At 71.8% G+C, this 14184-nt stretch carries 13 protein-coding genes; 7 read left to right on the plus strand and 6 right to left on the minus strand.

Translation table 11 applies throughout. From position 1 onward, the window contains the following. The first annotated feature begins 63 nt into the window (after window positions 1-63). From ACZ59A_RS28905 to ACZ59A_RS28915, 3 genes are all read left to right on the plus strand, one after another. Window positions 64-468 carry a TM2 domain-containing protein gene (locus tag ACZ59A_RS28905; protein WP_470964217.1) on the plus strand — a complete coding sequence of 135 codons (405 nt, stop codon included), beginning with the start codon at window positions 64-66 and terminating at the stop codon, window positions 466-468. Next, window positions 461-856, plus strand: a complete 396-nt coding sequence (locus tag ACZ59A_RS28910; RefSeq protein ID WP_470964220.1) for a DUF2752 domain-containing protein — start codon at window positions 461-463, stop codon at window positions 854-856. The genes ACZ59A_RS28905 and ACZ59A_RS28910 overlap by 8 nt, the downstream gene beginning before the upstream one ends. Window positions 857-923: 67 nt before the next feature. Then, entirely contained in the window at window positions 924-2771 is a 1848-nt protein-coding gene (locus ACZ59A_RS28915) for an NHL domain-containing thioredoxin family protein (protein WP_470964449.1), read from the plus strand. A gap of 17 nt (window positions 2772-2788) precedes the next feature. Here the strand turns inward: ACZ59A_RS28915 and ACZ59A_RS28920 are convergent, their stop codons facing one another. The 5 genes from ACZ59A_RS28920 to ACZ59A_RS28940 all read right to left on the minus strand — a co-directional run bounded on the left by ACZ59A_RS28920 (window position 2789) and on the right by ACZ59A_RS28940 (window position 9179). Then, a complete protein-coding gene (locus tag ACZ59A_RS28920; protein ID WP_470964223.1) occupies window positions 2789-3508 on the minus strand; it encodes an XRE family transcriptional regulator in 720 nt (239 codons plus the stop codon). A gap of 209 nt (window positions 3509-3717) precedes the next feature. Then, window positions 3718-4713, minus strand: a complete 996-nt coding sequence (locus ACZ59A_RS28925; protein ID WP_470964226.1) for an NlpC/P60 family protein — start codon at window positions 4711-4713, stop codon at window positions 3718-3720. A gap of 335 nt (window positions 4714-5048) precedes the next feature. Continuing rightward, a complete protein-coding gene (locus tag ACZ59A_RS28930) occupies window positions 5049-5807 on the minus strand; it encodes a DUF4232 domain-containing protein (RefSeq protein WP_470964229.1) in 759 nt (252 codons plus the stop codon). 122 nt (window positions 5808-5929) lie between these two features. After that, window positions 5930-7885: an AfsR/SARP family transcriptional regulator gene (locus tag ACZ59A_RS28935; protein ID WP_470964232.1), complete on the minus strand. Its 1956-nt coding sequence runs from the start codon at window positions 7883-7885 to the stop codon at window positions 5930-5932. A gap of 1 nt (window position 7886) precedes the next feature. Further along, window positions 7887-9179, minus strand: coding sequence for a M18 family aminopeptidase (locus ACZ59A_RS28940; RefSeq protein WP_470964235.1), 1293 nt, complete (start codon window positions 9177-9179; stop codon window positions 7887-7889). 191 nt (window positions 9180-9370) lie between these two features. Between ACZ59A_RS28940 and ACZ59A_RS28945 the strand changes: the two genes are divergently transcribed. Both ACZ59A_RS28945 and ACZ59A_RS28950 read left to right on the plus strand, forming a co-directional pair. Beyond that, window positions 9371-10120: a TNT domain-containing protein gene (locus tag ACZ59A_RS28945; RefSeq protein WP_470964238.1), complete on the plus strand. Its 750-nt coding sequence runs from the start codon at window positions 9371-9373 to the stop codon at window positions 10118-10120. 17 nt (window positions 10121-10137) lie between these two features. Further along, complete coding sequence (locus ACZ59A_RS28950) at window positions 10138-10515, plus strand: hypothetical protein (RefSeq protein WP_470964241.1); 378 nt, start codon at window positions 10138-10140, stop codon at window positions 10513-10515. A gap of 94 nt (window positions 10516-10609) precedes the next feature. Here ACZ59A_RS28950 and ACZ59A_RS28955 read toward each other — a convergent pair whose 3' ends face one another. After that, window positions 10610-12436, minus strand: coding sequence for an acyl-CoA dehydrogenase (locus ACZ59A_RS28955; protein ID WP_470964244.1), 1827 nt, complete (start codon window positions 12434-12436; stop codon window positions 10610-10612). A gap of 159 nt (window positions 12437-12595) precedes the next feature. On the opposite strand from ACZ59A_RS28955, the gene ACZ59A_RS28960 reads away from it, so the two are divergent. Beyond that, window positions 12596-13093 carry an SseB family protein gene (locus ACZ59A_RS28960; RefSeq protein WP_123107004.1) on the plus strand — a complete coding sequence of 166 codons (498 nt, stop codon included), beginning with the start codon at window positions 12596-12598 and terminating at the stop codon, window positions 13091-13093. Between the two features lie 120 nt (window positions 13094-13213). Then, on the plus strand, window positions 13214-14167 hold the full coding sequence (locus ACZ59A_RS28965; RefSeq protein WP_470964247.1) for a pirin family protein: 954 nt from the start codon (window positions 13214-13216) through the stop codon (window positions 14165-14167). The last annotated feature ends 17 nt before the right edge of the window (window positions 14168-14184 follow it).

A 14184-nucleotide genomic window follows, 5' to 3' on the forward strand; every position in this document is an offset into this window, starting at 1 on the left:
TGACAGAATGGCGCACTGTACGCCCGCTCATCAGTAGACCGCTTTTTGCTCGGGGGACCGGAGATGTCCAACCAGAACCCTTACAGCCAGCCGCCCGGCGGCCAGCCGGACAGCCAGTACGGCTACCCGCAGCAGCCCCCCGCCGCCCCGTATGGCTACCCGCAGCAGCCCCCTGGCCAGTACGGCTACCCGCAGCCGGGGATGCCGGGCGCGCATGACCCCAATGCTCCCTATGGGTACGACCGGTTCGGCCGCCCCTACTCCGACAAGTCCAAGGTCGCCGCAGGGCTGCTCCAGCTCTTCCTGGGCTGTTTCGGGGTCGGCCGGTTCTACACCGGCCACGTCGGGATCGCCGTCATCCAGCTCTTCACCTGCGGTGGCTTCGCCATCTGGGCCTTCATCGACGCCATCATGATGCTCGCCAGCGACAACTTCACGGACAGTCACGGGCGTCCGTTGCGTGGCTGATCCGCGTCTCACCCACCCCGCCGCCGCGCCCCTGGCCGCGCTGGCGGCGGGGGTGGCCGGAGCGGTCTTTCTGTACGGCCGGAACCCGCACGAGTCCGGCGGGCCGCTGCCCCGCTGCCCGTTCAACTGGGCGACCGGGCTGCTCTGCCCCGCCTGCGGCGGTACCCGCATGGTGTACGACCTGATGCACGGGGACCTCACCGCCGCCTGCCACGACAACGCCGCGCTGCTCGTACTGGGGCTGCCGGTGGCGGCGTATCTCGGCGGCCGCTGGCTGTGGGAGGGGGTGCGGGGCCGCCGCTGGGCGCCTTCGCCCGGCCGGGGCGGCATCGCGGCCGTCCTCGCCACCGCCGTGGCCTGGACGCTCACCCGCAACCTGGTGGGCTGATCATGACGTGGGGCGGGGAAGCGATCCGGGCCCTGGCACCCTTGGTGCCATGAGCACCACTGGCCCCATTCCGCACCGTCCTCGTGTCCGCGCCCCCGAACCGACCGGTCGGGGCGGCTGGCTCAACACCGGCGGGAAAGACCTCACCCTCGCGGATCTGCGAGGCCGCATCGTCATCCTCGACTTCTGGACGTTCTGCTGCGTGAACTGTCTGCACGTCCTGGACGAGCTGCGCGAGCTGGAGGAGAAGCACCGCGACACCGTCGTGATCGTCGGGGTGCACTCGCCGAAGTTCGTCCACGAGGCCGAGCATCAGGCGGTCGTGGACGCCGTCGAGCGGTACGAGGTCCACCACCCGGTCCTGGACGACCCGGAGCTGGCCACCTGGAAGCAGTACGCGGTGCGGGCCTGGCCCACCCTCGTCGTCATCGACCCCGAGGGCTACGTGGTCGCCCAGCACGCGGGCGAGGGGCACGCCCACGCGATCGAGACCCTGGTGGGGCAGCTGGAGACCGAGCACGCCGCCAAGGGCACGCTGCGCCGCGGCGACGGCCCGTACGTACCCCCGGAGCCGGTCCCCACCGAGCTGCGCTTCCCCGGCAAGGCGCTGCTGCTGCCCGGCGGCACCTTCCTGGTCTCCGACACCACCCGCCACCAACTGGTCGAGCTGGCCGCGGACGGCGAGAGCGTGCTGCGGCGGATCGGCGCGGGGACGCGCGGGTTCGCCGACGGCCCGGCGGACCGGGCCCGGTTCAGCGAGCCGCAGGGGCTCGCCGCGCTGCCCGACGGCACGGTGGCGGTCGCCGACACCGTGAACCACGCGCTGCGCCGCTTCGACCCCGCGACCGGCGAGGTCACCACGCTCGCCGGGACCGGCCGCCAGTGGTGGCAGGGCTCGCCCGCCGAGGGACCCGCCCGCGACATCGACCTGTCCTCCCCCTGGGACCTGGCCTGGTTCGCCGACCGGCTGTGGATCGCCATGGCGGGCGTGCACCAGCTGTGGACGTACGACCCGCGGACTCAGGCCGTCGCGGCCGCCGCCGGGACCACCAACGAGGGGCTGGTGGACGGGCCCGCGGACCAGGCGTGGTTCTCCCAGCCGTCCGGGCTCGCCGCGGCCGGTGACCGGCTGTGGGTCGCCGACTCCGAGAGCTCCGCGGTGCGCTGGGTCGAGCGGGACGGCGACGGCTTCGCCGTCCGTACCGCCGTCGGCACCGGGCTCTTCGACTTCGGCCACCGGGACGGCGCCGCCGACCAGGCCCTGCTGCAGCATCCGCTGGGCGTCACCGCGCTGCCCGACGGCTCGGTCGCCGTCGCCGACACCTACAACCACGCGCTGCGCCGCTACGACCCGGCCACCGGCGAGGTCTCCACGCTCGCCACGGATCTGCGCGAGCCGTCCGGCGCGGTCCTGGTCGAGCAGGACATCGTGGTGGTGGAGTCCGCCCGGCACCGGCTGACCCGGCTGCGGCTGCCCGAGGAGGCCGTACGGGTCGAGGCGGTGGCCCACCGCACCCAGCGCGCCGCCACCGACATCGCCCCGGGCACCCTCCGGCTGGACGTGGTCTTCCAGGCGCCCGCGGGCCAGAAGCTGGACACCCGCTACGGCCCCTCCACCCGGCTGCTGGTCAGCTCCACCCCGCCCGGGCTGCTGGCGGGCGGCGAGGGCGCGGGCACGGACCTGCGCCGCGAACTGGTCCTCGCCGAAGGGGTGACCGAGGGCGTGCTGCACGTCTCGGCGATGGCCGCGTCCTGTGACGACACGGAATCCGATAGCGGCTCCGCCGCGGGGGCGAACGAGTACCCGGCCTGCCATGTGCACCAGCAGGACTGGGGCGTTCCGGTCCGGGTCACCGAGGGCGGCGCGGCCCGGCTGCCGCTGGTCCTCGCGGGGCTGGACGAGGAGGCCGACTAGTCGGGCCTGGTCCGGACCTAGTCCGGGCAGTTGGGGAGCGTCGAGTACTGCACCTGGTCGTGGTCGATCCGGATGGCCGGGACCCACATCCGCTTGCCGTCCTTCCTGACCCGGAACCACATGCTGCTGTGCCCGCCCGCCTCGTCGGTGACGGTGACGCCGTTGGCGATGCGGCAGTCGGCGCGCAGCACGTCGCCGTGCCAGGCCCGGCCCGTGATGTTGGACGGGCGGTAGGCCATGTACGGATCCCCGGCCAGGCCCAGGGAGCAGGTGCGGGCGTGCGTCTCCCGGCAGCTCTTCTCGGCGTTGTAGACGGTGATCCGCGCGTTGCCCAGGGCCGGGGGCTCGTCGTCGCCGGAGGACTGGAGGGCGAGGACGCCGACCGTGGTCCCAGCCACGACGGTGGCCGTGCCCGCCGCCGCGAGCGTGAGCCGCAGCCGCCGCCGGGGCGGCCGGTCCCGCGGCGGCGGGGCGGCCGGTCCCGCGGGGCCGTCCGGCTCCGCCGCCGATTCGGCCTCGGCGGCGGCCTCGTTGGCCTGGTGGAGCAGCTTCACCAGCTCGGGCAGCCGGTCCTCGGCGGTGAAGGAGAGCTTGCCCCACTGGACCAGGAGCCGTTCGTCGGGCAGGCTCTGGCCGCGCAGATAGCGGGAGAGGGACGAGCGGCTGGCGGGCAGCCTGCCCTCCAGCTCCTTGAGGCTCAGGCCCAGTTCGCCGTGCATGTGGCGCAGTGCGGTCACGAATTCCCGTACCGGGCCGGAAAGTTCCTCGGGAAGCGGGGCGAGCGGCTTTCGTCGTGGATTCTCGGAATGGTTCGGATGCGCTGGCACGCCCCCATTGGAGCATGTGGATCATGAACATGACGAGCGACACGTCCACACCCCCGAGGTGGACGTGCCGCTCGTTACCGGAACCGGATCAGCCGCGCATCAATTCGTGAACTTCCCTGTCAGTCCGTGAACTTCAGCGGCCGGTAGGGCTTGTACTCGCTGCCCGGCTCCAGGCCATAGGTGCGGGTCGTGTGGTCCGTACCGAAGTCGCCGCGCTGCTCGTACGAGGTGTACGAGGTGTGGGCGTCGTTGTTCCACTTCTCGAACATCACGACATGGCGGGTGTTGTTGTTCCCGGCGGCGTCGATCAGCAGATCGCCGGGCTTGAGGTCGTTCACCGCGATCGGCTTGGTGATGCCGGAGCCGGTGAGGCCCACGGTGTTGGTGCCGGGGGTCTTCAGCCCCAGCGCCATGGAGACATAGCCCGAGCAGTCCTGGCGGTAGCCGTCCTTCCAGATCTTCGCCTGGCTGTACGGGACCCGGCCGCCGCCGTTGGCCGTGAGCCAGGTGGACGCGCGCTGGAGCGCCTCGGCGCGGGTGCCGCCGGGCTGGGGCGGCTTCGGCGGCTGCTGCCCGCCGTTCTGCACGGGGACGCCGGGCAGCGAGTCCTCGGGGATGTCCACGGCGAGGACGCTCAGGAAGCCGTTGACCGGCCCGGTGATGTGCGCCATGTACGACGAGCAGGCGCCGCTCTCGCACACCTTCTTGCCGGTGTCGATCTGGTAGTCGGCGGTGATGCGGTCCTGCCCGGCCTGATCCTTGTTGATCATGCCGACGGACGGCGAGCCGGTGTCGGCCGTCTGGTGGACGACCCAGCGCGTGCCCCAGGTGGGGAAGTCGGCGGCGGCCGCCGCCTTGGTGCCGAACTCCCCGCTGGTCGTCTTCAGCTTGAGGGCGCTGCCCTTGCCCTTCGCGGCCCCCGTGTCGCGGCTCAGGGCGTTCTTGTCGGCCGCCCGGGCGCTGCCCGCCTTTTCCGCCTTCGCGTCATGGCCGCCGGTGTCCCCGCCGCCCGAGCAGCCCACGAGTCCGGCGGCGCCGATGCCCGCCGCGGCGATCGTGGGGAGCACCTTGCGCCAGCTGGTCCGGCGCCGGGCGGTGGTGGTGGAGTGCGTCATGTGTGAATCCCCCAGTGACGAAAGAGCGAGCCGACGTTGCCGGTCGGAGCCGCTCGGTCGAGGCCGCCGGGCCGATCCGCCGCGGCGACGGGAACCACTCTCGGCCGGCGGGCAGGGGGTTTTCGGGGAGCCTTCGTCCCATGGGACGTCCCGTCCCGTCGCACCGCTGCGACCTGCCGGGACGCGCCCGGGGACGGCCTGGCGCGGGACATCGGCGGTGGCGTCGTGGGACATGACGGGACAGCGGACGGCCCCCGCCAGGGGCGGGGGCCGTCGGGGCACGTAGCCGGGGGGAGTCGGCTACCTGCCGGTCTGGAAAACTCGTGGGGCGCCGCTTACCAGGTGAGCGCGTCGGAGGCGCTGCGCTGCCAGTAGGTCACCTGCGAGGAGTTGTCGACGTACACGCCGCCGCCCGGCAGGTCCACGGTCGTCGAGCTGTCGAGGCCCTTCAGGAAGACCTCCAGCTGGGACTCCTTGATGCCGCCGTCGCCCGAGCCGTCGCCGCTGGAGGTGGTGATGCCCGCGTAGGCGGACTCGCCGGGGGCCAGCGTGACGAGGGCCTGCGGCTTGGTCTCCTCGGCGGCCGGGGTGGCGGCCTGCGCGTTGCCGAAGCGGAGGATCGGGTAGTACGGGACGTTGCAGTCCACCCCGGCCCGGTTGGTGAACTTCAGCAGCAGGTGGTTGACCGGCCGCTTGACGGACTCGACGCTCACGTTCGCCTTGTTGACGTCGCAGGTGCCGATCTCCTGCTCGCCGTCCGAGGTGGAGCCGCCGTTCTGCTTGGCCGCGCTTCCGTCCTGCTCGGTGGAGCCCTTCGCGCCGCCGGTGCCGCCGCTCTCCGTACCGCCGTCCCCGCCACCGCTGCCGTTCCCGCCGCCGGTGCCGTTCCCGCCGTCGCCCCGGGCCCCGGCGTCGGCGCCGCCCTGGTCGGCCTGGGCCGTGGCCGAGGACTCCGCCTTGCCGGAGCTCTTGGCGCCCGTGCCGTCGTTGTTGCAGGCGGTGAGGGTCAGGCCCGCGGCGAGGATGGTCAGCCCGGCGGCGACGGAGCGCACGGTCTGGGCGCGGCGGGCGAGGAAGGCGGTGGAGTTCGACATGGTGGGGTCCCCCCGGTGGGTTTCGGCTGCTGTCCGGCTGTGACAACAACTCTGTCCGGGGCCACTGCCGTCCCGCTGCCGTCCGGCTGCCGAACGCTAACGCCTCACTAACGCCCCGCTGTTCACGGCGGACCGGCCTCCTCCCGCGGCCCGCCGGAGTCGTCCCCGGACGGCCCGGGGCGCCGTCCGCCGTCGCCCTGGGCGAAGAGTTTCACCAGGTCACTCATGACGTAGCGGTTGGTGGCCTCCTCGTCCAGCAGATGCATTTCGGCAAGCCGCTCCAGGGAGTCCTGGATCAGATCGGGGTCCGCCCCGGACAGCGCGGCCGCCTCCGCGGTGTTGACCTCCCGGGCGAAACCGGTGCCGAGCGCCCGCAGCAGCTGGGCGTCGTCCGCGGAGAGCCGGGCCACCGAGTTGCGCAGCGCGGCCGCCACCCCGGCGTCCTCCGCCGACAGCAGCGCCAGCCGCCGCCGCTCGTCGCGGAGCGCGGTGGCCAGCCGGGCCAGCCGCCACCGCGGCCGGGCCACCAGCTGGGCGGAGGCGGCGCGCAGCGCGAGCGGCAGCCCGTCGCACAGCGTCACCAGCTCCTGCGCGGCGGCCGGGTCCTCGGCGACCCGGTCGGGTCCGAGCAGCGCGCCGATCAGGGCCGCCCCGTCCTCGGGGCCGAGCGCGTGCAGCCGTACCGGCCGGGCGGCGTCGGTGGCGATCAGCCCGTCCAGCCGGGACCGGCTGGTGACCAGCGTGGCGCAGTGCGGGCCACCGGGCAGCAGCGGACGCACCTGGGCCGAGCTGCTCGCGTTGTCCAGCACCACCAGCAGCCGCCGCTGGGCCACGAGCGAGCGGTAGAGCGCCCCCGCGGCCTGCTCGGAGGGGGGTATCTGGTCGGCGGGGGTGCCCATGGCGAGCAGGAACTCGCGCAGCACGGCGGCGGGTTCCGCCTGCTCCCCGCCGCTGAAGCCGCGCAGATCGGCGAAGAGCCGCCCATCGGGGAAGGTGGCGGCGTACGTATGGCCCCAGTACACGGCCAGGCCCGTCTTGCCGACCCCAGCGGCCCCGGTGACGAGGGCGATGCCGCCCTCGGCGGGGAGCCCGGCGGGAGCGCCGCCGTACGGGTGTTCCTGTCCGGCGCCGGGCAGCGCCAGCCGGGTCAGCTCGGCCAGCTCCGCGTCCCGGCCCAGGAACCCGGCGGGGGGCCGGGGCAGCAGCTCCGGCGCCGGTCCGGACGCCGCCGCGGGCGCGGCCGGTGCGGTCGCCGCGGCCGGTGCCTCGCCGCCGCGCGGGTCGCGGGGGGCCTGCGGCTCACGCGGCTCGGGCTGCGGTTCAGCGGGCACCGCCCGCAGGATCTCCTGGTACGCGGCGGTCAGCCGCTCCCCCGGGTCGACCCCCAGATCGTCGGCGAGCATTTCGCGGGTGCGGTGGAACCAGGCGATGGCGTCGGACTGCCGCCCGGTGCGGTACAGCACCAGCATCAGGTCCGCGATGAGCCCCTCGCGCAGCGGATTGCCGAGGGCCGCCGGGTGCAGCACGCCCGCCGCCTTCTCGTACTCGCCGAGCGCCCCGTGCGCCCGGGCGAGCGCCTCCACGGCGGTCAGCCGCCGCTCCTCCAGGGCGTGCGCGGCCGCCGCGAACGGCGGGCTGGCCACCGTCCCGGTGAGCGCCGGGCCGCGCCACAGCCCGAGCGCTCGGTGCAGCATCGGTACGGCGTCGGCGGGCGCGGACTCGGGGTCGGCCCGGGCCACCAGGTCGTCGAAGCGCACCGTGTCCACCAGCGAGGCGGGCAGCCGGAGCAGATAGGCGGAGCTGTGCGTCGTCAGCTCGACGCCGCAGCTCTCGGCGCCGCCCTCGGCGAGGACCGCGCGCAGCCGGGACACATGGCCCTGGATGACGGTACGGGCGTGGGCGGGCGGATCGTCCTCCCACAGTCCGGCGACCAACTGATCGACCGAGACGGTCGAGTTGGGACGCAGGAGAAGCATTGCGAGCACACTGCGGCGCTTGGCCGGTCCGAGCGGAAGCTCGACGGGGGCCGCCGCGGGGCCGGTGGTAACGGTCACCGGGCCCAGCAGGGAGAAGTCCAACTCAGCCCTCCAGAAAGGCGGTCAGTGCCTTCGCGAGCAGTCGCGGGTCCTGTGCCCCGCACAGTTCGCGCGCGGAGTGCATGGACAGGATCGCGACGCCGATGTCGACGGTGGCGATGCCGTGCCGGGCGGCGGTGATCGGTCCGATCGTGGTGCCGCACGGCATCGCGTTATGGGAGACGAAACTCTGCCAGGGCACGCCCGCACGCTCGCAGGCGGCGATGAAGACGGCCCGCCCGGAGCCGTCGGTGGCGTACCGCTGGTTGACGTTGACCTTGAGGATGGGACCTCCGTTGGGCCGTGGGTGATGGCCCGGTTCGTGGCGTTCGGCGTAATTGGGGTGGACCGCGTGGCCGGTGTCCGAGGACAGGCAGACGGTCCCGGCGAAGGCCCGCGCCCGGTCCTCGTAACCGCCGCCGCGCGCGTAGACGGAACGTTCGAGCACGTTGCCGAGGAGCGGACCGTCGGCCCCGGTGTCGGACTGGCTGCCGTTCTCCTCGTGGTCGAAGGCGGCGAGCACCGGGATGTACGGCAGCTCCGGGCGGGCCGCGACGGCGGTGAGCGCGGCCGTCCCGGCGTGCACGGACAGCAGGTTGTCCATCCGGGGCCCGGCGACCAGCTCGCGGTCCCGGCCGAGGTAGGCGGGCGGCTCGACGCTGTGCACCATCAGATCCCAGCCGGTGACGTCCTCGGCCGCCACCCCGGTCTCCTCGGCGACGAACCGGATGAGGTCGCCCTCCTCGGCGCTGCCCAGCCCCCAGACCGGCGTCATGTGGCGCTGCTTGTCCAGCTTGAGGCCGTCGGTGTTGACGGACCGGTCGAGGTGGACGGCGAGCTGGGGCACGCGCAGCAGGGGTCTGTCTACGGTGACGAGGCGGCTGGAGCCGTCCCGGAGGGTGATCCGGCCGGACAGCCCGAGGTCGCGGTCGAGCCAGGTGTTGAGGAGCGCGCCCCCGTAGATCTCGACGGCGATCTGCCGCCAGCCGTGGGCCCCGGTGTCCGGGATCGGCTTGACGCGCAGATTGGGAGAGTCGGTGTGAGCGCCGACAATCCGGTACGGAGTGGACGGGCTCGCGTCCTCCGGCACGTACCAGGCGACGATCGCGCCGCCCCGCAGCACATACCGGCCGCCCGCCGCGCCGTCCCACGCCGCCGTCTCCTCGGCCTGCCGGAACCCGGCCTTCTCCAGGCGCTCCGCCGTGTTCGCCACCGCGTGGTACGGCGAAGGGCTGGCGCGAAGGAAGGACATCAGGTCATCGGTATGGCCGCGGTCGATGCCGGGGTGTGCGCTCATGACATCAGCATAGATTCGGCACAGCCTTGCCTGCCGGGGTGCGGTGCGCCCTAGGGGGGCTCTAGCGGGACCCATCCGTGGGGTCCGGTTGATCCAATCTGATGAATGCACGTCAGATCAGCGGTATAAAACTCGCGTATCGGCCGATAGTCCACTTAACCGCTCACCAACGGAACTCAAGAGGACAGCGGATGCGCCTTCTTCGACACCTCCTCGTCATTCTGGGGTCGCTGCTGCTGCTGTGCGGCGGGGGACCGGCCATGGCGGACCCCGCCGGGCTGCTCCCCGCCGGACGGCTGCCGGCCCCGGCGCCGGCGCCCAAGCCCATGCCCGACGCCACCGACGCGGAGGACGGCGCCGATGCCGGTGCCAAGGGCCACCCGCCCTGTCCGACGACGAACCGCACCGGGGGGATCAACTCCGCACCCGCTCAGCCCTTTCAGCGGTACTACAAGGGCGACTGGCGGCTCGGCCCCGCCGAACTGCCCCGCACGGGCGCGATCGGGAAGATGCTGAAGGGCTACGAGCGGCTGGACAGCCTGTCCGCCTCCGCGTTTCTCAAGTGCTACTGGAACGAGCAGACCGGCGGCTGGTGGTACCCGTACCCGGACGGCTGGGTCCTGCTGAACGGCGTACCGCTCAAGACCACCATCTCCTTGAGGGTGGGTCAGAAGGTCGACCTCTTCGGCAGCGGCTTCGGCCACTTCCTCGCCCCCGCGGGCACCCCGTACGCGGAGCGCGCGCTGCCGCCGAGCAACCTGAACACCTACGATCCGGCGTACCCGTACGGCTATCACCGCTACGAGGTCACCAAGCCGTTCCTGGTGGACGCGGGACCCATCAGACCCTGGTTCGGCCAGCCGGGCAACGGGCTGCAGTATCTGACGGGACCTTCGATCCCGCAGCTCGTATCCGCCGGTAACCTGCGTCCGCTGAACTGACCGCGCATCCTGGTGCAGTGGACAGAACGGAACTCGTCCGGGTGCTGCGCGCCGAGCAGGTCCCGGACGCTTTGTACGACATTCCTGGTGTGAAGGACATCGAAGTCCAGCCGGACGCCTACTACTTCCTGCGGTCCGCGCCGGACGGCGGCTGGGTGACCGGGCTGTGGGAGCGCTCGGTGGAGCGGGACGTCATCCGCTTCGGCTCCGAGGACGAGGCGTGCCAGGACCTGCTGGCCAAGCTGCGTGCCCGGCCGCGTCCGCCCGGAGCGGGGCAGGAGACGGTCGAGGAGCTGCTGGCGCAGGGCGAGGAGTTGCGGCGTCAGGCGCGCGAGGAGGTGGAACGGGCCCTGCGGGAGCATCCGCCCGGCAAGGGGCCCGACGAAGCGGCCTGACGAAGGGCCCGGCGAGGAGGCCCGGAAAGGGCGGGAGCCGGGCGCCCCACGGTGAAGGAGAGGGGCGACCGGCTCCCGGGTCTGTGGATCAAGGCTAGAAGGCTGCCTCGTCCAGGTCCATCAGTTCCTTGCTGACCGACTCGGCCAGCGCGCGCTGCACCGAGACGCCCGGCAGGATCTCGTGGGCGAAGAACTTCGCGGCCGCGATCTTGCCTTCGTAGAACGGTACGTCCTTGGCGGCGGCCCCGCCCAGCTTCTCCGCGGCCACGGCCGCGCCGCGCAGAAGGAGGTAGCCGATCACCACATCGCCGGAGGCGAGCAGCAGCCGGGTGGCGTTGAGGCCGACCTTGTAGATGGAGCTGACGTCCTGCTCGGTGGCCGAGAGGTCGGTGAGCATGGCGCCCACGATCCCCTCCAGGTCGACCGCGGCCTGGGCGAGCCGGTCGCGGGCCGGAGCCAGCTCCTCACCGCCGGCGGCCTCCGCCAGGAACTTCTTGATCTCCTCGGAGAGGACGGTCAGCGCCTGGCCCTGGTCCCGGACGATCTTGCGGAAGAAGAAGTCCTGGCCCTGGATGGCGGTGGTGCCCTCGTAGAGGGTGTCGATCTTGGCGTCCCGGATGTACTGCTCCAGCGGGTACTCCTGGAGGTAGCCGGAGCCGCCGATGGTCTGCAGGGACTGCGCCAGCTGCTCGTACGCCTTCTCCGAGCCGTAGCCCTTGACGATCGGCAGCAGCAGGTCGTTCAGGCGGCTCTCGGCCGAGGCGTCCTCGCCCGCGGCCTCCTTGACCATGATCTCGTCCTGGACGGAGGCGGTGTAGAGGACGAGCGTGCGCAGGCCCTCCGCGTACGCCTTCTGCGTCATGAGCGAGCGGCGCACGTCCGGGTGGTGGGTGATGGTGACGCGCGGGGCGGCCTTGTCGGTGAAGGCGGCCAGGTCCGGGCCCTGGACCCGCTCCTTGGCGTACTCCAGCGCGTTGAGGTAGCCGGTGGAGAGGGTGGCCATGGCCTTCGTGCCGACCATCATCCGCGCGAACTCGATGATCTTGAACATCTGGCGGATGCCGTCGTGCTTCTCGCCCAGCAGCCAGCCCTTGGCCGGGGCGTCGGCGCCGAAGGTCAGCTCGCAGGTGTTGGAGACGCGCAGACCCATCTTGTGCTCGACGTTCGTCGCGTAGACGCCGTTGCGCGCCCCCAGCTCGCCGCTGTCCCAGTCGAAGTCGTACTTGGGGACGACGAACAGGGACAGCCCCTTGGTGCCGGGCCCGGCACCCTCGGGGCGGGCCAGCACGAAGTGGATGATGTTCTCGGAGACGTCGTGCTCACCGGAGGTGATGAACCGCTTCACGCCCTCGATGTGCCAGGTGCCGTCCTCCTGCTGGAGGGCCTTGGCGCGCCCGGCGCCCACGTCCGAGCCCGCGTCGGGCTCGGTCAGCACCATGGTGGAGCCCCACTGCTTGTCCACCATCAGCTGCGCGATCTTCAGCTGCTCCTCGGTGCCCTCGTCGTGCAGCACTCCCGCGAAGGACGGGCCGGAGGCGTACATCCAGATCGGGGTGTTGGCGCCGAGGATCGTCTCGGCCGAGGCCCACAGCAGCGAGCGCGGGCAGGAGGTGCCGCCGAGGGCCTCCGGGACCCCGAGGCGCCACCATTCGGCGTCCATGTACGCCTGGAAGCTCTTCTTGAACGACTCGGGCAGCGGCGCCGTGTGCGTCTTCGGGTCGAAGACCGGCGGGTTGCGGTCCGAATCGGCGTACGAGGCGGCCAGCTCGTTCTCGGAGAGCCGCGATATTTCGGAGAGCACGCTCTTGGCGGTCTCGACGTCCATCTCCGCGAACGGGCCGGTGCCGTACAGCGTGTCGCGGCCGAGCACCTCGAAGAGGTTGAACTCGATGTCGCGGAGATTCGACTTGTAGTGCCCCATGGCGACGGCTCCGTATGGCTCGGGAGAGGAGGGGACCTCTTCTTGGCGCGGTATCGATCAGCAGTCCGGTGCGGTCCAGCCGGTGCCGCCATGATGCTACCCGTGGGTAATAAAGGGCAACCCTCAACCGGGTAACTGTGACTCAGTACGCTTCGGTGCATGTACGGCTACGACCAGAACGCGAGCGCAGGGCAGGGTTACGCCGCCCCACCACCTCCGCCGCAACAGCAGCCGCATTCGTCACACCACTCACAGCCGGGTCCCGGCTACGGTGGGCAGCCGCTGTACCCCGAGCCCTCGCCGCCGTCCCTCGCGGACGCGGTGCGCGCCTTCACCACGGGCTCCATGGCGGCAGAGGACTTCCAGCAGATCTTCGCTACCTCCAAGGTCTACTGTCCGCGCGGGGACAACCCCGGTTTTCTCGCGCTGCACAACACCCAGCAGCCGGTGATCCCGATGTTCACCTCGCTCAAGGAGCTGCGGCGGTACGCGGGCAAGGAGTCCAAGTACTTCGTGATCACCGGTGCCGAGGTGATCGACCTGCTGCCGACCGGCTACGGCTTCGTCCTCGACATGGAGGGTGAGCACCGCATGGTCTTCGACGCGAAGGCGGTGGAGCAGATGGTCGACTTCGCGATGCGGCGCATGTATGGCTGAGGCGTCCGGCTGAGGGCGCCTTTCCGGCCCCTCGTGTCCCGGTAGAGCCGGAATAGAGTCCCCCTTGCGAGTCGTTCAGCCTTCAATTAAGTTGAATGGTGAACGACCGAGGAGGCCGTCATGCCCGCAGTGACCGTAGAAAACCCCCTGACCCTTCCCCGGGTCGCCGCTCCCGCCGAGGCGCGCACCCGCCCGGCGCTCGGTGTCTCCACCGCGCCCAGCGGCTTCGAGGGCGAGGGATTCCCGGTGCGGCGCGCGTTCGCCGGGATCGACTACCAGCACCTCGACCCGTTCATCATGATGGACCAGATGGGCGAGGTGGAGTACGCGCCGGGCGAGCCCAAGGGCACCCCCTGGCACCCCCACCGCGGCTTCGAGACCGTCACGTACCTGATCGACGGCACCTTCGTGCACCAGGACTCGCAGGGCGGCGGCGGCACGATCAACGACGGCGACACCCAGTGGATGACCGCGGGCGCCGGGCTGCTCCACATCGAGGCCCCGCCGGAGTCCCTGGTCATGTCCGGCGGCCTCTTCCACGGGCTCCAGCTGTGGGTGAACCTGCCGAGCAAGGACAAGATGATGCCGCCGCGCTACCAGGACATCGGTGGCGCCAAGGTCAAGCTGCTCACCTCCGCCGACGGCGGTGCGCTGCTGCGGCTGATCGCGGGCGACATCGACGGCCACCAGGGGCCGGGCATCACCCACACCCCGATCACCATGCTGCACGTCTCGCTGAACCCCGGCGCCGAGCTGACCCTGCCGTGGCGCTCCGACTTCAACGCGCTGGCCTACGGGCTCGCCGGGCGCGGCACCGCGGGCACGGAAGCGCGGCCCTTCCGCACCGGGCAGACGGTGGTCTTCGGCGACGGTGACGCGCTGACGATACGGGCGGACGCGGCCCAGGAGTCCCGCAGCCCCAACTTCGAGGTGGTGCTGCTCGGCGGGCAGCCGATCCGCGAGCCGATGATGCACTACGGCCCGTTCGTGATGAACACCCACGCCGAACTGGCCCAGGCCTTCGACGACTTCCGCGCCGGAAAGCTCGGCACGATACCGGCTGAAGCCGAGTAGCCGGGACCCGTGCCGGT

The organism is Streptomyces sp. NPDC040405 (assembly GCF_055595765.1).

Excerpts from the sequence above, each read along its gene's own strand:
- ACZ59A_RS28905 (WP_470964217.1), top strand. The coding sequence starts at position 64 with ATGTCCAACCAGAACCCTTACAGCCAGCCGCCCGGCGGCCAGCCGGAC.
- ACZ59A_RS28925 (WP_470964226.1), bottom strand. The coding sequence starts at position 4,713 with ATGACGCACTCCACCACCACCGCCCGGCGCCGGACCAGCTGGCGCAAG.
- ACZ59A_RS28930 (WP_470964229.1), bottom strand. The coding sequence starts at position 5,807 with ATGTCGAACTCCACCGCCTTCCTCGCCCGCCGCGCCCAGACCGTGCGC.
- ACZ59A_RS28940 (WP_470964235.1), bottom strand. The coding sequence starts at position 9,179 with ATGAGCGCACACCCCGGCATCGACCGCGGCCATACCGATGACCTGATG.
- ACZ59A_RS28945 (WP_470964238.1), top strand. The coding sequence starts at position 9,371 with ATGCGCCTTCTTCGACACCTCCTCGTCATTCTGGGGTCGCTGCTGCTG.
- ACZ59A_RS28955 (WP_470964244.1), bottom strand. The coding sequence starts at position 12,436 with ATGGGGCACTACAAGTCGAATCTCCGCGACATCGAGTTCAACCTCTTC.
- ACZ59A_RS28960 (WP_123107004.1), top strand. The coding sequence starts at position 12,596 with ATGTACGGCTACGACCAGAACGCGAGCGCAGGGCAGGGTTACGCCGCC.
- ACZ59A_RS28965 (WP_470964247.1), top strand. The coding sequence starts at position 13,214 with ATGCCCGCAGTGACCGTAGAAAACCCCCTGACCCTTCCCCGGGTCGCC.